This window comes from Nocardioides ochotonae (genome assembly GCF_011420305.2).
Classification (GTDB): Bacteria; Actinomycetota; Actinomycetes; order Propionibacteriales; family Nocardioidaceae; genus Nocardioides; species Nocardioides ochotonae.
Genome location: NZ_CP061769.1, coordinates 1,767,298 through 1,787,289, shown reverse-complemented (window position 1 = coordinate 1,787,289; position 19,992 = coordinate 1,767,298). Strand labels below are relative to the sequence as shown.

The window sequence follows — 19,992 nt, the reverse complement described above, 5'->3', positions numbered from 1 at the left end:
TCAGCGCGCCTTCGCCGGGCGGTACGCCGAGACGCTGCGCTCCCCCGCGAGCCAGAACCGCCAGGGCCGGTCGGGTGCCCCGCGCAGCCCGACCCGTGGACCGGTCAGCACCTGCACCGGCTGCTCGCCCGGCGCCGCCAGCCGGAGCCGGATCGGCCCGTCGACCAGGTCGGCTCCGTCGTCGGCCAGGGAGATCCCGAGCGCCTGGCACAGCCGGGCCGGTCCCCTGACCAGGTCGCGCTCGCTGCTGCGCGGCCGGCGCTCCCGCACGACCTCAAGGCCGTCGACGACCTCGCCGGCCCGCAGCAGCACCGCGCTCGGGTCGCCCTCGGGGCCGGTCACGACGTTGCAGCACACGTGCATGCCGTAGGTGAAGTAGCAGTACAGGTGCCCGGGCGGGCCGAACATCGTCGCGTTGCGCGCGGTCCGGCCCCGGTAGGCGTGTGAGCCCGGGTCCCGCGGGCCGGCGTACGCCTCGACCTCGGTGAGCCGGATCGCCACGGGGCCATGGCGCAGCTCGGCACCGAGCAGACGCGGCGCGACCTGCTCCACCGGCCCCTGGAGGGCGGCGAGCAGGTCGGCGCGAGCGGTCATCGGTGCGGTCGGCTCAGGCGGAGAGCCGCTCGCGGTGCGTGGCAACGGCGGCGCGGAGCTCGTCGAGCTGCTCGCGCACGCGCACCGGCGCGGTGCCGCCGCGGCCCGAGCGCGAGGCGACCGAGCCCTCCACGGTGAGCACCTCGCGCACCCCGGGGGTCAGGTGCGGGGAGATCTCGGCGAACTGCTCGTCGGTGAGCTCGTGCAGCTCGCAGCCCAGCTCCTCGCAGCGGCGCACGCAGGCGCCGGCGACCTCGTGGGCGATGCGGAACGGCACGTTCTCACGCACCAGCCACTCGGCGATGTCGGTGGCCAGGGAGAAGCCCTGGGGGGCGAGCTCGGCGAGCCGGTCGCGGTCGAAGACCAGCGTCGCGACCATCCCGGTGAACGCCGGCAGCAGGACCTCGAGGGTGTCCACGGAGTCGAAGACCGGCTCCTTGTCCTCCTGGAGGTCCCGGTTGTAGGCCAGCGGCAGGGCCTTCAGGGTCGCCAGCAGCCCGGAGAGGTTGCCGATCAGTCGCCCGGCCTTGCCGCGCGCGAGCTCGGCGATGTCGGGGTTCTTCTTCTGCGGCATGATGCTCGACCCGGTCGACCAGGAGTCGTGGAGCGTCACGAAGCCGAACTCGCGCGTCGACCAGAGGATGACCTCCTCGGCGAGGCGGCTGATGTCGACGCCGATCTGCGCGGCCACGAAGGCGAACTCGGCGACGAAGTCGCGCGAGGCGGTGCCGTCGAGGGAGTTCGCGCTGGAGCCGGAGAAGCCGAGCTCGGCGGCGACCTGCGTCGGATCGAGGCCAAGGCTCTGCCCGGCGAGGGCGCCGGAGCCGTACGGCGAGTCCGCGGCCACGCGGGCGTCCCAGTCGGCGAGGCGGGCCACGTCGCGCAGCAGCGGCCAGGCGTGGGCCATCAGGTGGTGGGCCAGCAGCACCGGCTGGGCGTGCTGGAGGTGGGTGCGACCGGGCATCACGGTCGGCGTCTCGTCGAGGTGCTCGCCCGCCTGGGCGGCCAGCACGTCGACCAGGTCGAGCACCTGACCGGCGAGGACCGCCGCGTGCTCGCGCAGGAAGACCTTGAACAGCGTCGCGATCTGGTCGTTGCGGCTGCGCCCGGCACGCAGTCGGCCGCCCACGTCGGGGCCGACCTCGTCGAGCAGCAGCCGCTCGAGCGCGCCGTGCACGTCCTCGTCCCCGGGGCCCGGGTGGAGCTCGCCGGCGGCGTAGCGCTCCCCCAGCACGTCGAGACCGCGCAGCAGCTCGGCGTGGTCGGCGTCGGTGAGCAGACCGGCGCGGTGCAGCGCGTTGGCGTGGGCGCGCGAGCCCGCCAGGTCGTACGGCGTGAGCCGCCAGTCGAAGTGGGTGGAGCGCGACAGCGCGTCCAGCTCGGGGGAGGGACCGCCGGCGAACCGGCCACCCCAGAGCTTGCCCTCGTTGGTGGTGCTCACGTCTCTCCTCTCACCACGGCGATCGCGGTGTTCATGATGTCGGGAAGGTCGGCCGAGGCCGCGGTGCCGTCCGCGGCCAGCGCCTCGGGGAGCCACCAGGCCGCGCCGAGGACGTTACCGACCTCGGCGGGCTCCAGCCCGGCCAGGCTGACCTCGACGTCGCGGTCCAGCGGCAGGGCGAAGAAGGTGTTGTCGCTCAGGTAGTCGGTGCCGTTCCAGGAGAACGGGTGCGCAACCCGGTGCAGCGGCGCGGACAGCGCCCGGGTCGACACCACGAGCCCGGTCTCCTCGCGCAGCTCGCGCACGGCCGCCTCGGCGAGGCTCTCCCCCGGGTCCACCGCGCCGCCGATCGAGACCCAGTGCAGGTCGTCGGGGCGGGCGGGGTCGCGGGCCTGCAGGAGCAGGACCTCGCCGGCGGGGCTGACGGGCAGCACCCGGGCGGCCGTGCGCAGGACCGGCATGTCAGTCCGTGCCGAACTCCATGGCGGCGGCCTCGAGCGCGATCTCCTCGTCGCCCGCCACGGCGGGGTTCTCGGTGATCGTGTCCGCGCCGCCCGGGGGCAGCTCGCCGAAGAGGGTGCCGTGCTCGACGAGCACCTGGCCCTGGTCGAGCGGCTGGGCGGCGTACATCTCCAGCTTGGAGCGGGAGTCGGCGATGTCGAGGTTGCGCATCGTCAGCTGGCCGATGCGGTCCAGCGGGCCGAAGGCGGCGTTCTCGGTGCGCTCCATCGAGAGCTTCTCGGGGTGGTAGGAGAACGAGTCGCCCTCGGTGCGCACGATCGTGTAGTCCTCGCCGCGCCGCAGCCGCAGGGTGACCTCGCCGGAGACCACGGAGGCGACCCAGCGCATCGTGGCCTCGCGCAGCATCAGCGACTGCGGGTCCAGCCACCGGCCCTCGTAGAGCAGCCGGCCCAGGCGGCGACCGCTCTGGTGGTAGTTGGCGACCGTGTCCTCGTTGTGGATCGCGTTGAGCAGGCGCTCGTACGCCGTCCACAGCAGCGCCATGCCGGGGGCCTCGTAGATGCCGCGCGACTTGGCCTCGATGATCCGGTTCTCGATCTGGTCGGACATGCCCAGGCCGTGGCGCCCGCCGATCGCGTTCGCCTCCAGGACCAGCGCCACCGGGTCGTCGTAGCGGCGGCCGTTGATCGTCACCGGCAGGCCCTGGTCGAACCCGATCGTGACGTCCTCGGTCTCGATCTCGACCTTGGGGTCCCAGAACTTCACGCCCATGATCGGCTCGACGACCTCCAGGGAGGTGTCGAGGTGCTCGAGGATCTTGGCCTCGTGGGTGGCGCCCCAGATGTTGGCGTCGGTGGAGTAGGCCTTCTCCTGGCTGTCGCGGTAGGGCAGGTTGTGCTCCACCAGCCACTGGCTCATCTCGGCGCGACCGCCGAGCTCGTGGACGAAGTCCGCGTCGAGCCAGGGCTTGTAGATGCGCAGCGAGGGGTTGGCCAGCAGGCCGTAGCGGTAGAACCGCTCGATGTCGTTGCCCTTGAACGTCGACCCGTCGCCCCAGATGTCCACGCCGTCCTCGTGCATGGCGCGCACGAGCATCGTGCCGGTGACCGCGCGGCCCAGCGGCGTGGTGTTGAAGTAGGTGCGGCCACCCGAACGGATGTGGAAGGCACCGCAGGCCAGCGCCGCGAGACCCTCCTCGACGAGCGCCGGGCGGCAGTCCACGGAGCGCGCGATCTCGGCGCCGTACTCCTTGGCACGCACCGGTACGCCCGCGATGTCGGGCTCGTCGGGCTGGCCGAGGTCCGCGGTGTAGGTGCACGGGATCGCGCCCTTGTCGCGCATCCACGCGACGGCCACCGAGGTGTCCAGGCCGCCCGAGAACGCGATGCCGACCCGCTCGCCGGCGGGGAGGGACGTCAGGACCTTGCTCACAGAGGTTCTCTTCCTGTTCGGATGGGTGTTGCTGATGCTGTGGGGGGCGGGCGGGCTCGTCCCGTCCCGTGGGGCGGGCCGCGCTCGGCCCGGTGCCGGAGGGCTCAGGCGTCGGGGTCGCGGTCCTCGGCGTGGGCCTCGGCCATCGCCAGGAAGCGTCGGGCCAGGGCCTCGCCGCCGTGGGGCTCGCGGCCGATGACCAGCACGGTGTCGTCGCCGGCGATGGTGCCCAGGACGTCGGCGGTCTCGGCCTTGTCGAAGGCGGAGGCCAGGAACTGCGCCGCGCCCGGCGGGGTGCGCAGCACCACCAGGTTGTCGCTGGACTCCGCGCTCACCAGGAGCTCGCCGCACAGGCGGGCCAGGCGTTGGCTGCCGGCCGCGGTCTCCCGCGGCGCGCGGGGCCGGCGGTCGCCGCCCTCGCCGGGTACGGCGTAGACCAGCGTGCCGGAGGTGGCGCGCACCTTGACCGCGTCGAGCTCGACCAGGTCACGCGAGAGCGTGGCCTGGGTGACGTGCACGCCGTGGCGCGCCAGCAGGTCGGCCAGCTCGGGCTGCGAGCGCACCTCGTGGTTGCCCACCAGCTCGATGATCAGCTGGTGCCGCGCGGTCTTGGTGGCCGGCCGCTGCAGCGGGCCGGGGCCCTCGCTCACGCCCGCTCCCGGGCATGGCGCAGCACGAAGTCGAGCACCGCCTTCTGGGCGTGGCGGCGGTTCTCCGCCTCGTCCCACACGACGCTCTGGATGCCGTCGAGGACCTCGGCGTCGATCTCCTTGCCACGGTAGGCGGGCAGGCAGTGCATCGCGATCGCGTCCGGCTCGGCGAGCTCGAAGAGCTCCTGGGTGACCGAGTAGGGCGCGAACACCGCGGTGCGCGCGTCGGACTCGCCCTCCTTGCCCATCGAGACCCAGGTGTCGGTCACCACGACGTCGGTGCCCCGGGCGGCCACGCGCGGGTCGGGCTCCCAGGTCGCGGTGCCGCCGGTCTGCGCGCCGATCTCGGCGGCGCGCTCGAACATCTCCGCCGCGGGCGTGTAGCCCTCGGGGGCGCAGATCCGCACGTGCATGCCGGCGGTGACCCCGGCCAGCAGCCAGGAGTTGCCCATGTTGCAGGCGCCGTCGCCGAAGAAGGTGGCGGTGAGGCCGGCCAGCTCCGGCTTGTGCTCACGCACCGTCATCAGGTCGGCCAGCAGCTGGCAGGGGTGGAAGTCGTCGGTGAGCGCGTTGACCACCGGGACACCGGCGTGCGCCGCCATCGTCTCGAGGCTCGACTGGGCGTAGGTGCGCCACACGATCGCCGAGACCTGGCGGCCCAGGATCCGGGCGACGTCCTCGACGGACTCCCGCACGCCGATCCCGGCCAGGGCGCCGTCGACGAGCATCGGGTTGCCGCCGAGCTCGGCGATGCCCGCGCCGAAGGACGCCTGGGTGCGCAGCGTCGGCTTGTCGAAGATCATCGCCACGCTCTGCGGACCGGCCAGCGGCTTGGCGTCGTACGGCGCGCGCTTCATCGCCGCCGCAGCCTCGAGGATCTCCGCCTGCTCGGCGGGGCTGAGGTCGTCGTCGCGCAGGAAGTGCCTCATGCGCCCTCCCCCGCGGCGTCGAGGATGCCGGGCCAGGCGGCGAGGAACGCGTCGATCTCCTCGGTGCCCACCACCAGCGGCGGTGCGAAGCGGACCCGGTCCGGGCCGGTGGCGTTGATGATCCAGCCGGCGGACTGGGCGGCTGCGACCACCGCGGGCGCGTCGATGCCGGCGAGGGTGAGCCCGACCAGCACGCCGAGACCGCGGACCTCGGTGACCCGGGGGTCGGCGGCGACGCCGGCCCGCAGCCGGTCCCCCGCCTCGACCGCGCGGGCCAGCAGGCCCTCGGTCTCGATGGTGTCGATGACGGCGAGCGCGGCGGCGGTGGCCAGCGGGTTGCCGCCGAAGGTGGTGCCGTGGTTGCCGGGGGCGAACAGGCCGGCGGCGTCGCCGAAGGCCAGGCAGGCGCCGATCGGCAGTCCGCCGCCGAGGCCCTTGGCCAGGGTGACGACGTCGGGGGTGACCGCGGAGTGGTGGGCGGCCAGCCAGGTGCCGGTGCGACCCATGCCGGACTGCACCTCGTCGAACCACAGCAGCGCGCCGTGCTGCGCGGTGATCTCCCGCGCCGCGGTGAGGAACTGCGCGGAGGCGACGTTGACACCGGCCTCGCCCTGGACCGGCTCGATGACCACCGCGGCGGTGCGCTCGGTGACCGCGGCGGCGAGCGCCTCGGCGTCGCCGTACGGCACCCAGGTGACATCGCCGGGCAGCGGCTCGAACGGCTCGCGGTAGGCGGCCTTCGAGGTCAGCGCGAGGCTGCCCATCGTGCGGCCGTGGAAGGCGCCCTCCATCGCGACCACGTGGGTGCGACCGGTGAGCCGGCTGAGCTTGAGCGCGGCCTCGTTGGCCTCGGCCCCGGAGCTGCAGAAGAACACCCGGCCGTCCACGCCGGGGGCGGCGAGCTCGAGCAGCCGCTCGGCCAGCTCGACCTGCGGCCTGGTGGCGAAGAAGTTCGACACGTGGGCCAGGGTCGAGACCTGGTTGCTCACGGCGGCGACCAGCGCCGGATGGGCGTGGCCGAGGGTGTTCACGGCGATGCCGCCGAGGAAGTCGACGTATTCGTTGCCGTCGACGTCCCACACGCGGCAGCCCTCGCCGCGCGCGAGCACCAGCTTCGGCGGGCCGAAGGTGTTCATCAGGGCACCGGCGTACCGCTCGGTCCACTTCAGGGTCTCAGACATCAGGCGTCGCGCACCTTCCGGGTCTTGGTCTCCACGCCGGGCAGCACCTGGGTGCCGACGCCCTCGCTGGTGAAGATCTCCAGGATGACGGCGTGCTCCTCGCGGCCGTCGACGACCGTGGCGCGGGGCACGCCGTTCTTCACCGCCAGCAGGCAGGCGCCCATCTTGGGCACCATGCCGCTCGCGAGCGACGGCATGATCTCCTCGAGCGCCTCGGGGCTGATCTCGCCGATCACGTCGGTGGGGTTCGGCCAGTCGAGGTAGAGGCCCTCGACGTCGGTGAGCACGAGCAGCTTCTCGGCCTTGAGCGCGATGGCCAGCGCGGCCGCCGCGGTGTCGGCGTTGACGTTGTAGACGGTGCCCTCGACGTCGGGCGCGACGCTGGAGACGACCGGGATCCGGCCGGCCTCGATCAGGTCGAGCACGCTCTCGGGGCGGACCTGGGTGACCTCGCCGACCAGGCCGAGGTCGACCTCCTCGCCGTCCACGACCGTGCTGGCGGGAACGGCGGTGAACAGCCCGGCGTCCTCACCGGAGCAGCCGACCGCGAGCGGGCCGTGCTCGTTGATCAGCCCGACCAGCTCGCGCTGGACCTGGCCCACGAGCACCATCCGGACCACGTCCATGGCCTCGGGGGTGGTCACCCGCAGCCCGCCGCGGAACTCCGACTCGATGTCGAGCTTGTCGAGCATCGCCGAGATCTGCGGGCCGCCGCCGTGGACGACCACCGGCTTGAAGCCGGCGAAGCGCAGGAACGCGATGTCCTCGGCGAACGCGCGCTTGAGGCGGTCGTCGGTCATGGCGTTGCCGCCGTACTTCACCACCACGATCTTGCCGTGGTAGCGCTTCAGCCAGGGCAGGGCGCCCGCAAGCGTGCGCGCCTTGGCCTGGTCGGGCTTGCTGGTGTCGAACGCGGTCATCGTCGGGTCGACGCTGGAGTCGTTGCTCATGAGGAGTACGCGCTGTTCTCGTGGACGTAGGCGTGGGTCAGGTCGTTGGTCCAGACCGTCGCCCGCTCGGAGCCGGTCTTCAGGTCGATGGTCACGGTGACGTCGCGCCCGGTGAGGTCGACCTCGCTGGGGTCGGCGTGCGGGGTGGAGTTGCGGCACACCCACACGCCGTTCATGGCGACGTCGAGGTCGGCGGGGTCGAAGGCGGCGGTGGTCGTGCCCACGCTGGCGAGCACCCGGCCCCAGTTGGGGTCGTTGCCGAAGACCGCGGCCTTGAACAGGTTGCTGCGGGCCACGCTGCGCCCGACCTCGACGGCCTCGTCCTCGGAGGCGGCGTTGATCGTGGTGATCGCGATCTCGTGGTCGGCGCCCTCGGCGTCCTTCAGCAGCTGCATCGCCAGGTCGGTGCAGGCCTGTGTCAGCGCGGCGGTGAAGTCCTCCAGCGGCGGCGTGATGCCGCTGGCGCCGCTGGCCATCACCGTCACCGTGTCGTTGGTCGACATGCAGCCGTCGGAGTCGAGCCGGTCGAAGCTGACCCGGGTCGCGGCGCGCAGCGCGGTGTCGAGGTCCTCCGCCGGGACCACGGCGTCGGTGGTGATCACGACGAGCATCGTGGCCAGGGCCGGGGCGAGCATGCCCGCGCCCTTCGCCATGCCGCCGATCGACCAGCCGGCGCCCTCGACCAGGACCTGCTTGCTGACCGAGTCGGTGGTCATGATCGCCTCGGCGGCGTCCGGGCCGCCCTCGGCCGAGAGCGCGTCGTACGCCGCGTCGACGCCGTCGAGCAGCGACTGGCGGGGGTTGGCCAGGCCGATCAGTCCGGTCGAGCAGACCACGACGTCGATGGCGCCGATGCCGAGGCGCTCCGCGACCTGCTCGGCGACCGCGTGGGTCGTCTGGAAGCCCTCGGGGCCGGTGTAGCAGTTGGCGCCGCCGGAGTTGAGGACGACCGCCTGGACGACGCCGTCCTTGACGACCTCCTGGCTCCACAGCACCGGGTTGGCCAGGCAGCGGTTGGTGGTGAACACGGTCGCGGAGTCGTGGCGGGGACCGTCGTTGACCACGAGGGCCAGGTCCTTGGCGCCGGTGCTCTTGAGGCCAGCGCTCACGCCGGCGGCCCGGAAGCCCCGGGGGGTGGTGATGCTCATTTGCTCTTCTTCTGCTTCCTGGACGGCGAGGCCTGCTTGGCCTTGTTCGCCCGCTTCGGCTTGACGGGGACGGCGAGGACGACGGTGTGCCCTCGTCGTCGCCATGCCTCGGCGGCGCGCTCCGCCTCCGTCGCAGGGATCAGGATCCAGTCGGTCTCATAGGTCGAGAGCGTGAAGACCGGGATCTCCGCCTCGGCCAGCGGGGTCAGCAGCTCGACCAGCACGCCCACCAGGGTCGGGTCGAGGGTGCCCTGCACGGCGAAGGCCGTCAGACCCCGGATCGCGGGGACCTTGGTCGGCACGTTGCGCCCGGCGCACACCAGCGACGTCTCGCGCGCGGTGGCGGTGATCGAGAGGATCGAGGAGGACTCGGTCCACTCGGGGATCTCCGCGCCGGGCGGGAGGTGGACGACGGCGAGCTTCTCCGGGAACTGCTCCAGGGAGAAGGTCCGCGAGGCCCGGGCGTCGGCCTGGGGAATCTGGGCGGCCTCGGGGGTCTCGGGCTGTGCTGCGGTGTCAGGCTGTTCGGCACTCACGGGGCTACTCCCACACTGGTCAGGCCCAGGCCCTCGTCGAGGCCGAGCGCGAGGTTCATGCACTGGACGGCGGCGCCGCCCGTTCCCTTCGCGAGGTTGTCGATCGCGCCGACCGCAACCAACCGGCGGGCGGTCTCGTCGACGGCCACCTGCAGGTGGACCGCGTTGGAGCCCAGCACCGACTGGGTCTGGGGCCACTGGCCCTGCGGCAGCAGGTGCACGAACGCCTCGCCGGCGTACGCCTTCTCGTAGGCCTCGCGCACCTCGACCGCGTCGACGCCGGCGGCCAGGGGCGCCGAGCAGGTGGCCAGGATGCCGCGCGACATCGGCACCAGCAGCGGCGTGAAGCTGACCCGCACGGAGGCGTCGGTGAGCTGGGAGAGGTTCTGGGTGATCTCGGGGGTGTGGCGGTGGGTGCCGCCCACGCCGTACGCGCTGGCGTTGCCCATCACCTCGCTGCCGAGCAGGTGGGTCTTGGCGGCCTTGCCCGCGCCGCTCGTGCCGGACGCCGCGACGACCACGACGTCGGGGACGACCAGCCCGGCGGCCACGGCGGGCGCGAGGGTCAGCGTGGAGATCGTGGGGTAGCAGCCGGGGACCGCGATCCGGGTCGCGCCGGCCAGCTGCTCGCGCTGGCCCGGCAGCTCCGGGAGGCCGTAGGGCCAGGTGCCGGCGTGCTCGCCGCCGTAGAAGCGCTCCCACTCCCCCGCGTCGCGCAGGCGGAAGTCGGCGCCGCAGTCGATCACGACGGTGGCGGGGCTGCGCTCGGCGAGGGCGGCGGCGATCGCCCCGGACTGCCCGTGCGGCAGGCCCAGGAAGACCACGTCATGCCCGGCGAGCACGTCCACCTCGGTCGGCTGGAGCACTCGGTCGGCCAGCGGCACGAGGTGCGGCTGGAGCGAGCCCAGCCTCTCCCCGGCGTTCGATCCGGCGGTGAGCGCCCCGATCTCGACCTGGGGGTGGGCGAGCAGGAGGCGGAGGACCTCTCCCCCGGCGTACCCGCTGGCTCCGGCGACGGCGACGGTGTGCGTCATGTGCATGACCATACATCCCCTTGCATGTTCATGTGTAACCGGGGTCAAACTCGGCGCGGACGGTAGGCGTGAAGTCGTACCGTCGAGGCATGCCGACGCCGACCACGCCATGCATCGAGTACCCGACGTACCTGGCCGCCATCCGCCGTGAGTCGGCGCGCTTCGGTGAGGCGCTCGCCACGTGCGACCCCACGGCGCGGGTGCCGTCGTGCCCCGACTGGGACGCCGCCGACCTGCTGTGGCACCTCACCTGCGTGCAGTCGTTCTGGACCGGGATCATCACCTCGCGGCCCGCGCCGCCGACCGAGAGCCCGTCCGACCTGCCCCGGCCCGCGACGTACGACGCGATGCTGGCGGCGTTCGCCGAGCACTCCGCCGCCCTGGTCGACGCGCTCGCCCTGGCGGACCCCGCCGACGCCGCCTGGCACTGGGCGCCGACGCAGACCGTCGGCACGTCGTACCGCCGCCAGGCCCACGAGGCGCTGATCCACCGCCTCGACGCCGAGCAGGCGGCGGGCCTGGTGACGCCGCTCGATCCCGAGCTCGCCGCCGACGGCGTGCTCGAGGCGCTCGACGTGATGTACGGCGGCGACGCCCCGGACTGGGGACGCATCGAGGCCGGGCCGCACCACGTGCGCGTCGACCTCACCGACGTCGGCCGGTCGATCTGGGCCCGCCCGGGCCTGTTCTTCGGCACCGAGCCCGAGTCGGGGCACACGTACGACGGCCCGCACGTGCAGGTCGTCGCCGACCCCGGGGACGCACCCGCGGCCGTCGTCGCCGGCACCGCCGCCGACCTCGACGCCTGGTTGTGGCGCCGCCTCGACGACAGCGCGGTCACGGTCACCGGCGACCCCGCCGCCTACGCCGCGCTCCACGCGGCGATCGACCAGCCGCTCGATTGAGGTCGTCGGGTCTGGAATGAGCGGCTGGGGCTGCGTGCCCTGGCTCTGCGACGGGGGCACGTCAGTGAGGCAGAGGCCGACGAATGAACCACTCGGTCGAGAGGAGCTCCTTGCGGGCCTTCGGCGACAGACCGGCGACAAGCCCCGGAAGGGCGCCCCGGTCGACTTCGGAGCGGTGGGCCAGGATCGCGGCCACCTTCTGTTCCCACCAGGGCGAGACGTCCACCCGGTCCGTGACCTGCTCGTCGGGCGTGGCGTGCACGGCTCCGCGAGTACCGAGGATCTCCTCGATGGCCTTCACCGACGAACGCGGATGGGTCGCCAGGTACACGAGGCTCGGCGCCCACGGACGCCCTGCCTCGGGATACACGTCCAGGCCCGCCGCCTCGGCGGCGAGCATTGTCACCCGATGGGTGTGCACGTGATCGAGATGACCAGTCAGACCGCCCAAAGCATCGAAGGTCACCACGGCTACCGGGCGGAACTCACGGATCTGCCTCACGAGCCTGCGCACCGCTTCCTCGAGCGGTGCGTCGCACCAGCGCGGCTGGCCCGGAGCCGACTCCGGGACCTTCGCGTCGGCGTACCCGAGCAACCTCGGCTCACCTGCCCCCAGGATCCGCAGCGCATCAGCCAACTCCGCTGCTCGCTGCGTGCTCGGAGCCCACGTGGCAGTCACGACCGCGGTCCGTGCGCCCGCTGCAGCATGTTGAGCGAGGATGCCGCCCGCCACCAGCGACTCGTCATCGGGATGCGCGAACACGGCCAGCAGGCTCGACAACCTCAACGGAGCGACCTCCCTGACAGGACCCCGGATCGGCCCCAGTATGGGCTCACGTCTGCCCACATGCCCGCCCGAGGAGCACGGGGTCGCGTCGCGTTCGTGATTGCTGGTCAACCCGCCCGACCCGGCGCCTCGCGACGTCGCCGATCGCCGGTCGCGGCGTCGAGGACCTACATCCCCCCGAACTCTTTACCTCACAGGGCTCGCCGACCCCTTCCGATCGAACCTGCGTTCGATTAGAAAGAGGCATGGCCGACTCCGAGCTCCCCGACTGCGACACCCCAGCCGCGGTGCTGGCGTTCGCCCAGCGCCGCCGGGCTGCCGCCCAGCGGGCGGAGACCGACGTCTTAGAGGCCGCGCTGGTGTGGGCGTCGATGCATCCGGATGAGTCGGTTTCGACAGGCTCAACCGACGGGGCCAATGGGTTGGTGTTCGGGGAGCTGGCCGTCCCGCTCGCTGGTGAAGGCGCGCCGCTGGGCGCGGAGTTCGCACCCATGGAGTTCGGCGCCGCCCTCGGCCTGTCCACCGACTCCGCCCGCTCGCTGGTCGGTGACGCACTCGAGCTCGCGCACCGGCTCAAGCGCACCTGGAAGCTGGTCCGCGCCGGACACGTCCCGCTGTGGAAGGCTCGCCGACTCGCGCAGTTGACCACCACCCTGCCGCTGGACGGTGCAGAGTTCGTGGACCGCCAGCTCGCCGGCTTCGTGGGGAAGATCAGCTGGGCCGCGATCGAACGGCTGGTCGACCAGGCGCGGGTCGCCTTCGACCCCGAAGGTGCGGAGAAGCAGCGCCGCCAGGCCGCCGACGGGCGACGGTTCGACGTCCACACCCGCGAGGGGACCCACAACGGCACCGCGTGGGTGGAGGGCGAGCTGGACCTCGCCGACGCACTGGACCTGGATGCCGCGATCCGTCACGGCGCCGAGGACCTCGCCGCGCTCGGCTCGACCGAGTCATTGGACGTGCGCCGCTCGATGGCCGCCGGCGAGCTCGCCCGACGTCAGCTGGCGTTCGACCTTCGCGCCGAGGCAGGTGATGGCACCGCGTCGGTGGTGAAGCCCCGGCAGGTCGTCATCCACGTCCACCTCTCCGACGCCGCGATCAGCCGCGACGAGGCCGGCATTGCACAGGTCGAGGAGACCCGGTCCATCGTCTCCACCGAGCAGGTGCGCGAGTGGTGCACCGGCGACGCGCAGGTGGTGGTCAAGCCAGTGATCGACCTCGAGGCCCACCACCACACCGACGCCTACGCGATCCCCGACCGGCTCGTCGACCAGACGCGTCTGGCCCAGCCGACGTGCGCCTTCCCCTGGTGCGAACGCCCCGCCCGGCGCTGCGACACCGACCACGTCATCGCCCACGAGTCCGGCGGGCCTACGTGCTCCTGCAACCTCGCCCCACTCTGTCGCCGACATCACCGGGCCAAGACCCACACCGGGTGGACCTACGACAAGACCGACGCGGCGACGTACCTCTGGCGATCACCCCATGGGCTCCATCTCGTGAAGGAAGGCGGGACCACCCGCCTCGTCTCCGCCCACCCACCCGATGACTGACGTACGTCGAGGCCAGTTCCCCCGCCGGGACCCACGAACGTGGGCCCCGGCGGGCGCGCCGGAGAGAGCTACGCCGCTCTCATCGCTGGACCGCGCCGACGCGCTCGGCGGCCGCGGCGACCGCGGCGTCGCGGGCGGCCGAGGTGTCCTCCTCGGTGAGCGTGCGGTCGGGTGCGCGGAAGCGCAGCGCGAAGGCCAGCGACTTGCGGCCCTCCCCGACCTGCTCACCGGTGTAGACGTCGAACAGCCGGATCGACTCCAGCAGCTCGCCCGCGCCGTCGCGCAGCGCCGCCTCGACCTGCACGGCGGGCACGCCGGCGTCGACGACCAGGGCGACGTCCTCCTTGGCGACCGGGAAGCTCGAGAGCTCCGGGCCCCGCACGGTGGCGGGCGCAGCGGCGAGCAGCGCGTCGAGGTCGATCTCCACGGCGGCCGAGCGGGCCGGCAGCCCGAAGGCCTGGCAGACCTTGGGGTGCAGCTCGCCGGCGTGACCGATCACCGCACCGGCGACGCTGACCTGGGCGCAGCGACCGGGGTGCCACGGCGCCCGCTCGGTGTTGGCCAGCTCCACGTCGACCGCGAGCTCGGCGGCGAGCCGGCGCACCAGCTCGACCGCGTCGGCCCAGGCGACACCGCGACCGGCGCCCCACCAGCCGGAGCGCTCACGCTCGCCGGCGAGCACCGCGCCGAGGTGGTTGGGCTGGTGCGGCAGCGCCGCGAACAGCGCCTCGAGCTCGGCGTCGCTGGGCCGGCTCTCGACCCCGTAGATCGGGGCGGGTCCGTGCTCGGAGGGGAAGGCCACCGGCCCGGTCTCGAACAGCGCGACGCCGGACGCGCCGCGTCCCAGGTTGCGGGCCGCGGCCTTGATCAGGCCCGGGAGCAGCGTGGTCGTGAAGCAGGGCTCCTCGGCCGACATCGGGTTGGCCAGCCGCACGGTACGACGCAGCGGGTCGTCGGCGTCGAGGCCGAGCGCGTCGAAGGTGGCGTCGCCGACGAACGGGAAGCTGACCACCTCGACGCAGCCGGCACCGGCGAGGGTGCGTCCGACCCGGCGGCGCAGCCGCTGGGCGCGGGTCAGGCCACGACCGGCGGGGGGCGTCGGCAGCACCGACGGCACCTCGTTGTACCCGACGATCCGCGCGACCTCCTCGACCAGGTCGAAGGGGTCGTTCAGGTCCGGTCGCCACGGCGCGGGCGTGGCCAGCACGACGGTGTCCTCCTTGACCAGGTCGCAACCGACCGCCTCGAGGTGGGCCAGCGTCACGTCGGCGGGCACGTCGGCGCCCATCACCTTCGCGGGCAGGTCGTAGGACATCGTGATCGCGGCACGCGCCGGCGGGGTGCCCACGACCGTGACGCCCGGCTCCGCCGTCGCCCCGCCGTACGTCGTGAGCAGCTCGACGACGCGGTCGGCCGCGGCCTCGCAGATCGTGGGGTCGACGCCGCGCTCGTTGCGCTTGCCGGCCTCGGAGGAGATCTTGTGGCGCTTGCCGGTGCGGAACATCGAGCGGGCGTCCCAGTGGGCCGACTCGATGAGCACGCGCGTGGTGGTCGCGGACATCTCGGTGGTCTCGCCACCCATGACGCCGCCGAGGCCGATGATCCCGGAGTCGTCGGTGACGACCAGGTCCTCGCTGCTCAGCACCCGGTCGGTGCCGTCGAGGGTCCGCAGCTTCTCGCCCTCCTCGGCCCGGCGCACGCGCACGGTGCCCTGGAGCTTGTCGAGGTCGTAGCCGTGGATCGGGCGGCCGAGCTCGAGCATCACGTAGTTGGTGACGTCGACGGCCAGCGAGATCGGGCGCATGCCGGACTGCACGAGGCGCTGCGCCATCCAGCCCGGGGTGGGCGCGGTCGGGTCGAAGCCGGTGACCGTGCGGGCCACGAAGACCGGGCAGCCCTCGGGGTCGTCGATCTCGACGGGGTAGCCCGCCGGTGCCTTCGAGGGCAGGTCGCGCAGCGCGGGGTCGCGGTACGGCGCGTCGAAGGCCAGGGCGGCCTCGCGTGCGATGCCGCGCAGCGACAGCGCGTAGGCGCGGTCGGGGTTGATCTCGAACTCGATGATCTCCTCGTCCAGGCCGAGCAGCCCGAACGCGCTCGCACCCGGCTCGGCCAGGCCCTCGGGCAGCACGATGATGCCGTCCTCGCCGGAGCCGAAGGGGTCCTCGCCGAGGCCGAGCTCGGAGGCCGAGCAGATCATGCCGGCCGACAGGTGGCCGTAGGTCTTGCGCGCGGAGATCGCGAAGCCGCCCGGCAGGACCGCGCCCGGGAGCACCGTCACGACCAGGTCGCCGGGACCGAAGTTGTGCGCCCCGCAGACGATCCCCTGCGGCTCACCGGTGCCGTTGGCGTCCCCGACGTCGACGGTGCACCAGTTGATGACCTTGCCGTTCTTCTGGGGCTCCTTCTCCTGCGTGAGCACCCGACCGACCACCAGCGGGCCGGTGATCTGGTCAGCGGCGCACTCGATGGCCTCGAGCTTGAGCCCGAGGTCGGTGAGGCGCTCGGTGAGCCGCTCCGTGCTGACGTCGGCCGGAAGCTCGACGTACTCCTTGATCCAGGACGCTGCCGCCTTCATCAGATCTCCGAACCGAATGCCGAGGTGAAGCGGACGTCGCCCTCGAAGAGCGCGCGCAGGTCCGCGATGCCGTGTCGCACCATCAGGGTGCGGTCGATGCCCATGCCGAAGGCGAAGCCGGTGTAGCGCTCCGGGTCGACGCCGCAGGCCTGGAGGACCCGCGGGTTGACCACGCCGCAGCCGCCCCACTCGATCCACGCCTCGCCGCGACAGGTGCGGCAGGTGGCGCCGTCCAGCTCACCGGTGCCGCGGCACACGAAGCAGACGAGGTCGACCTCGGCCGAGGGCTCGGTGAAGGGGAAGTACGACGGGCGGAAGCGGGTGCGGATGCCCTCGCCGAACATCGCCGCGGCGAAGTGGTCGAGGGTGCCTCGCAGGTGGGCCATGGTGATGCCCTCGTCGATGGCGAGGCCCTCGACCTGGTGGAACATCGGGCTGTGGGTCGCGTCGTACTCGTCGGTGCGGAAGACCCGGCCGGGGCACACGACGTAGATCGGGGGCTTGCGGGTCAGCATGGTGCGCGCCTGGACCGGCGAGGTCTGGGTGCGCAGCACGATGCCGTTGTCGGCCGGCTCGGTCCAGAACGTGTCCTGCATGGTGCGGGCCGGGTGGTCGGCACCGAGGTTCAGCGCGTCGAAGTTGAGCCACTCCGCCTCGATGACCGGGCCCTCGGCGACCTCCCAGCCCATCGCGACGAAGATGTCGGCGACCAGCTCGGCGCCGGTGGTCAGCGGGTGCCGGGCACCGGCCGGCTGGCGGTCGGTGGGCAGGGTGACGTCGACGGTCTCCTCGACCAGCATCCGGGCCTCGTGCTCGGCCTCGAGCACCTGCTGCCGGGCGGCGAGCGCCTTGTTGACGGCGCCGCGCGCCTGACCGATGCGCTGCCCGGCCTCCTTGCGGGCCTGCGGCGGCAGGGCCCCGATCTCCCGGTTGGCCAGCGCCAGCGGCGAGCGGTCCCCCGTGTGCTCGATGCGCACCTGCTTGAGCTGCTCCAGGTCGCCGGCCGCGGCGATCGCCGCCAGGGCGGCCTCGCGGGAGGCGTCGACCTCCTCCGGCTTCAGCGGGGTGACCTCGACGGGGTCGTAATCGGTGTTCGGTCCCGACATGACTGCCTTTCCAGCTCGGCGCGCACGCGGCGCGTGCAACTGGGCAAGTCTAGGAACCCCGACGGCACCGACGCGAACCGGTTCGCCGCTGCCGCCTCAGCCCGGGTCGACCGGGCCGGGCCAGGCGACGACGATCCGCGCTCCCCCGCCCTCGGCGTCCTCGATCACGACGCTGCCCCCGTGGGCGCGCACCAGCCCGTGCACGATGTAGAGGCCGAGACCGGACCCGCCGCTGGCGCCGTTGCGCCAGAACTTCGTGAACGCCCGGCTGCGCAGCTCGTGCGGGATCCCCTCCCCCTCGTCCTCGACGCTGATGACCACCCCGTCCCGCCCGTCCGGCCCGTCGTCGGCGACGCGGGGCGCCAGCGTGACGCGCACCCGCCCCGACCCGTGGTGCACGGCGTTCTCGACGAGGTTGGTGAGCACCTGGACGAACTTGTCGGGGTCGGCACCGACCTGCGGCAGGTCCTCGGCGGCGCTGAGCTCGACCAGGCGTGCGGTGCCGGCGCTCACCGAGTCCACCACGCGCCGTGCGAGCCCCGCGGCGTCGCTGGGACGCCGGTGCAGCTGGAGGCGACCGGTGTCGATGCGGGCCACGTCGAGCAGCTCGGCGATCAACCGGCTCAGCCGGTCGGCGTCGGCGCTGACCGTGGTGAGCATCAGCTTCTTCTGCTCGTCGTTGAGCCTGTCCCAGCGGTTCAGCAGCGCCTGGACGAAACCCTTCACACCGGTCAACGGCGAGCGCAGCTCGTGGGCCACGGTCGCCACCAGGTCCGAGCGCCCGCGGTCCAGCCGGGCGCGGCCGCGGCCCGAGCGCATGCTCACCACGACGCTCGACACGGGCGCGCCGAGCGCCGGGCGGTGGAGGCGTGCGGTGACGAGCACCTCGGTGCCGTCCGGGAGAAGCCAGGACTGCTCGGGCACGCCGGTGCGCGTCCGCAGCCCGTCGTAGGGCCGGTTCTGCTCGAACCACCGGTTCCCGTCGCGGTCGCGCAGGGCCAGTACGTCGACCAGCGGACGCCCGCAGAGACCCGCCGGGTCGGAGCCGAGCATCCGCGCCGCCGGGGCGGAGACCAGGGTCAGCACCCCCTCGCCGTCGGCGACCAGCACGGCGTCGGGCAGCAGGTCGGCCAGCGCCTGGGCCGAGGTGGGGGCACTCACGCCCGACACCCTACGCAGGGCGCCGCCTGCGCGGGCGACTCAGCGCCGGGCGCGGGCCGAGGCGTAGAGGCAGACCGCGGCAGCGGTCGCGAGGTTGAGACTCTCCGCACCGCCGAGGAGCGGGATCCGCACCCGGTGGTCGGCGAGCTCCGCGAGCTCGGCGGGCAGCCCCCAGGCCTCGTTGCCGAACAGCCAGGCGGTCGGACCGGCAAGCAGCTCGTCGGCGTCGAAGAGGTCGACCTCGCCCGCGCCGTCGGCGGCCAGGACGACCAGGCCGGCGCCCTGCGCGGCGCGCACCGCGGCGGCCGGATCGGGCTCGATGGCGAGCGGCAGGTGGAACAGGCTGCCGACACTGGCCCGCACCGCCTTGGCGTTGTACGGGTCGACCGAGCTGCCGGCCAGCACCACGGCGTCGCCGCCGGCGGCGTCGGTGGTGCGGACGACGTTGCCCGCGTTGCCGGGGTCGCGCACGTCTGCGCAGATCGACACCAGCGTGGGGGCGCGGTCCAGCAGGTGGGCCAGGGGGCGGTCCAGGTGGTGGCAGACCGCCACCACACCGGCCGGGGTGACCGAGTCGCTCAACGAGGCGAGCGCACGGTCCTCCACCAGCGTCCACGCGACGCCGGCGGCGTCGGCCGCGGCCACCAGGTCCGGGTGCTGCCCGGTCGCGCCCGTGGTCGCGAAGACCTCGGTCACGCAGCCGGTGACACCGAGCGCGCCCTCGACGGCCTTCGGGCCGTCGGCAAGGAACAGCCGCCGCTCGGATCGCTCCGAGCGGCGGCTGAGCTTGCGTGCAAGCTTGACGCGGGCGTTGCCCGCGCTCAGCGGGGTGTTCAGGCCGAGGCCTCCGCCTTGGGGGCGTTGACGTCCTCGGGCAGGGCCGCCTTGGCGACCTCGACGAGCGCGTTGAACGCCGCGATGTCGTTGACGGCGAGGTCGGCGAGGACCTTGCGGTCGACCTCGACACCGGCCAGGCCGAGGCCCTGGATGAAGCGGTTGTACGTCATGCCCTGCGCGCGAGCGGCCGCGTTGATGCGCTGGATCCACAGGCGACGGAAGTTGCCCTTGTTCTTGCGCCGGTCGTTGTAGCTGTAGACCAGCGAGTGGGTGACCTGCTCCTTGGCCTTGCGGTACAGGCGCGAGCGCTGGCCGCGGTAGCCGGCGGCGCGCTCGAGGGTCGTACGGCGCTTCTTCTGGGCGTTTACTGCCCGCTTGACGCGTGCCACTGTCTTACTCCTTGGTGCTCAAGTATCTCGGGGTGCTCAGGTCGGTGCTTCGACCCAGGGTGGTGCGGTCGGGTCAGCGACCGAGCAGCTTCTTCGCGCGCGGCACGTCGGCCTTGGCGACCTCGACCGTGCCGGTGAGGCGACGCGTGACCTTGGAGGCCTTCTTCTCGAGGTTGTGGCGCTTGCCAGCCTTCTCGCGAAGGATCTTGCCCGAGCCGGTCACGCGGAAGCGCTTGCCGGCACCGGAGTGGCTCTTGTTCTTCGGCATCAGTTGTCTCTCTCTCGTTGCTGCAGGACGCCCCGGTCGAGGCTCGGCAGGCTCG

General features: G+C 72.9%; 20 protein-coding genes. 2 read left to right on the top strand and 18 right to left on the bottom strand.

Annotation, left to right across the window (positions count from 1 at the left end):
- The 11 genes from HBO46_RS08645 to argC form a co-directional block, all read right to left on the bottom strand.
- On the bottom strand, nucleotides 1–594 hold the full coding sequence (locus HBO46_RS08645) for a DNA-3-methyladenine glycosylase (RefSeq protein WP_166139927.1): 594 nt from the start codon (nucleotides 592–594) through the stop codon (nucleotides 1–3).
- Between the two features lie 13 nt (nucleotides 595–607).
- A complete protein-coding gene (gene argH / locus HBO46_RS08640) occupies nucleotides 608–2,035 on the bottom strand; it encodes an argininosuccinate lyase (protein ID WP_166139926.1) in 1,428 nt (475 codons plus the stop codon).
- Nucleotides 2,032–2,496 carry an NUDIX hydrolase gene (locus HBO46_RS08635; RefSeq protein ID WP_166139925.1) on the bottom strand — a complete coding sequence of 155 codons (465 nt, stop codon included), beginning with the start codon at nucleotides 2,494–2,496 and terminating at the stop codon, nucleotides 2,032–2,034. The genes argH and HBO46_RS08635 overlap by 4 nt, the downstream gene beginning before the upstream one ends.
- A 1-nt stretch (nucleotide 2,497) precedes the next feature.
- The gene (gene argG / locus HBO46_RS08630; protein WP_166139924.1) at nucleotides 2,498–3,928 is read right to left on the bottom strand and encodes an argininosuccinate synthase; all 1,431 of its coding nucleotides are present in this window, start codon (nucleotides 3,926–3,928) and stop codon (nucleotides 2,498–2,500) included.
- A gap of 104 nt (nucleotides 3,929–4,032) precedes the next feature.
- Nucleotides 4,033–4,578 (bottom strand): arginine repressor, encoded by a 546-nt coding sequence (locus tag HBO46_RS08625; RefSeq protein ID WP_166139923.1) that lies wholly within the window; start codon nucleotides 4,576–4,578, stop codon nucleotides 4,033–4,035.
- On the bottom strand, nucleotides 4,575–5,507 hold the full coding sequence (gene argF / locus HBO46_RS08620; RefSeq protein ID WP_166139922.1) for an ornithine carbamoyltransferase: 933 nt from the start codon (nucleotides 5,505–5,507) through the stop codon (nucleotides 4,575–4,577). Before argF ends, HBO46_RS08625 begins: the two co-directional genes overlap by 4 nt.
- Entirely contained in the window at nucleotides 5,504–6,688 is a 1,185-nt protein-coding gene (locus HBO46_RS08615) for an acetylornithine transaminase (protein ID WP_166139921.1), read from the bottom strand. The genes argF and HBO46_RS08615 overlap by 4 nt, the downstream gene beginning before the upstream one ends.
- The gene (gene argB / locus HBO46_RS08610) at nucleotides 6,688–7,608 is read right to left on the bottom strand and encodes an acetylglutamate kinase (RefSeq protein WP_224769496.1); all 921 of its coding nucleotides are present in this window, start codon (nucleotides 7,606–7,608) and stop codon (nucleotides 6,688–6,690) included. The genes HBO46_RS08615 and argB overlap by 1 nt, the downstream gene beginning before the upstream one ends.
- 26 nt (nucleotides 7,609–7,634) lie before the next feature.
- Nucleotides 7,635–8,786, bottom strand: a complete 1,152-nt coding sequence (argJ, locus tag HBO46_RS08605) for a bifunctional glutamate N-acetyltransferase/amino-acid acetyltransferase ArgJ (protein WP_166139919.1) — start codon at nucleotides 8,784–8,786, stop codon at nucleotides 7,635–7,637.
- A complete protein-coding gene (locus HBO46_RS08600) occupies nucleotides 8,783–9,322 on the bottom strand; it encodes an ACT domain-containing protein (protein ID WP_166139918.1) in 540 nt (179 codons plus the stop codon). Before HBO46_RS08600 ends, argJ begins: the two co-directional genes overlap by 4 nt.
- A complete protein-coding gene (gene argC / locus HBO46_RS08595) occupies nucleotides 9,319–10,362 on the bottom strand; it encodes an N-acetyl-gamma-glutamyl-phosphate reductase (RefSeq protein ID WP_224769452.1) in 1,044 nt (347 codons plus the stop codon). Before argC ends, HBO46_RS08600 begins: the two co-directional genes overlap by 4 nt.
- An 83-nt stretch (nucleotides 10,363–10,445) precedes the next feature.
- On the opposite strand from argC, the gene HBO46_RS08590 reads away from it, so the two are divergent.
- Nucleotides 10,446–11,261 (top strand): maleylpyruvate isomerase family mycothiol-dependent enzyme, encoded by an 816-nt coding sequence (locus HBO46_RS08590; RefSeq protein WP_166139916.1) that lies wholly within the window; start codon nucleotides 10,446–10,448, stop codon nucleotides 11,259–11,261.
- 61 nt (nucleotides 11,262–11,322) lie between these two features.
- Here the strand turns inward: HBO46_RS08590 and HBO46_RS08585 are convergent, their stop codons facing one another.
- The gene (locus HBO46_RS08585; RefSeq protein ID WP_224769451.1) at nucleotides 11,323–12,024 is read right to left on the bottom strand and encodes a PIG-L deacetylase family protein; all 702 of its coding nucleotides are present in this window, start codon (nucleotides 12,022–12,024) and stop codon (nucleotides 11,323–11,325) included.
- 269 nt (nucleotides 12,025–12,293) lie between these two features.
- Here HBO46_RS08585 and HBO46_RS08580 point away from each other — a divergent pair, with 269 nt between their 5' ends.
- On the top strand, nucleotides 12,294–13,601 hold the full coding sequence (locus HBO46_RS08580) for an HNH endonuclease signature motif containing protein (RefSeq protein ID WP_166139914.1): 1,308 nt from the start codon (nucleotides 12,294–12,296) through the stop codon (nucleotides 13,599–13,601).
- A 79-nt stretch (nucleotides 13,602–13,680) separates the two neighbouring features.
- On the opposite strand, the gene pheT is transcribed toward HBO46_RS08580, so the two are convergent.
- From pheT to rpmI, 6 genes are all read right to left on the bottom strand, one after another.
- Nucleotides 13,681–16,176: a phenylalanine--tRNA ligase subunit beta gene (pheT, locus tag HBO46_RS08575; protein ID WP_166139913.1), complete on the bottom strand. Its 2,496-nt coding sequence runs from the start codon at nucleotides 16,174–16,176 to the stop codon at nucleotides 13,681–13,683.
- Nucleotides 16,176–17,282, bottom strand: coding sequence for a phenylalanine--tRNA ligase subunit alpha (gene pheS, locus HBO46_RS08570; protein ID WP_166139912.1), 1,107 nt, complete (start codon nucleotides 17,280–17,282; stop codon nucleotides 16,176–16,178). Before pheS ends, pheT begins: the two co-directional genes overlap by 1 nt.
- Nucleotides 17,283–17,378: 96 nt before the next feature.
- Nucleotides 17,379–18,443, bottom strand: coding sequence for a sensor histidine kinase (locus HBO46_RS08565; protein WP_224769450.1), 1,065 nt, complete (start codon nucleotides 18,441–18,443; stop codon nucleotides 17,379–17,381).
- 39 nt (nucleotides 18,444–18,482) lie between these two features.
- Complete coding sequence (locus HBO46_RS08560; RefSeq protein ID WP_397187332.1) at nucleotides 18,483–19,268, bottom strand: TrmH family RNA methyltransferase; 786 nt, start codon at nucleotides 19,266–19,268, stop codon at nucleotides 18,483–18,485.
- An 8-nt stretch (nucleotides 19,269–19,276) separates the two neighbouring features.
- Nucleotides 19,277–19,669, bottom strand: a complete 393-nt coding sequence (rplT, locus tag HBO46_RS08555; protein WP_166139911.1) for a 50S ribosomal protein L20 — start codon at nucleotides 19,667–19,669, stop codon at nucleotides 19,277–19,279.
- Between the two features lie 73 nt (nucleotides 19,670–19,742).
- Nucleotides 19,743–19,937: a 50S ribosomal protein L35 gene (rpmI, locus tag HBO46_RS08550; protein ID WP_028471567.1), complete on the bottom strand. Its 195-nt coding sequence runs from the start codon at nucleotides 19,935–19,937 to the stop codon at nucleotides 19,743–19,745.
- Nucleotides 19,938–19,992: the final 55 nt, after the last annotated feature.

Bases quoted from the DNA above. Each gene is read 5' to 3' on its own strand.
- HBO46_RS08645 (WP_166139927.1), bottom strand. From the start codon at position 594: ATGACCGCTCGCGCCGACCTGCTCGCCGCCCTCCAGGGGCCGGTGGAG.
- HBO46_RS08635 (WP_166139925.1), bottom strand. From the start codon at position 2,496: ATGCCGGTCCTGCGCACGGCCGCCCGGGTGCTGCCCGTCAGCCCCGCC.
- argF (WP_166139922.1), bottom strand. From the start codon at position 5,507: ATGAGGCACTTCCTGCGCGACGACGACCTCAGCCCCGCCGAGCAGGCG.
- HBO46_RS08615 (WP_166139921.1), bottom strand. From the start codon at position 6,688: ATGTCTGAGACCCTGAAGTGGACCGAGCGGTACGCCGGTGCCCTGATG.
- argB (WP_224769496.1), bottom strand. From the start codon at position 7,608: ATGACCGCGTTCGACACCAGCAAGCCCGACCAGGCCAAGGCGCGCACG.
- argJ (WP_166139919.1), bottom strand. From the start codon at position 8,786: ATGAGCATCACCACCCCCCGGGGCTTCCGGGCCGCCGGCGTGAGCGCT.
- argC (WP_224769452.1), bottom strand. From the start codon at position 10,362: ATGCACATGACGCACACCGTCGCCGTCGCCGGAGCCAGCGGGTACGCC.
- HBO46_RS08590 (WP_166139916.1), top strand. From the start codon at position 10,446: ATGCCGACGCCGACCACGCCATGCATCGAGTACCCGACGTACCTGGCC.
- HBO46_RS08580 (WP_166139914.1), top strand. From the start codon at position 12,294: ATGGCCGACTCCGAGCTCCCCGACTGCGACACCCCAGCCGCGGTGCTG.
- pheT (WP_166139913.1), bottom strand. From the start codon at position 16,176: ATGAAGGCGGCAGCGTCCTGGATCAAGGAGTACGTCGAGCTTCCGGCC.
- pheS (WP_166139912.1), bottom strand. From the start codon at position 17,282: ATGTCGGGACCGAACACCGATTACGACCCCGTCGAGGTCACCCCGCTG.
- rpmI (WP_028471567.1), bottom strand. From the start codon at position 19,937: ATGCCGAAGAACAAGAGCCACTCCGGTGCCGGCAAGCGCTTCCGCGTG.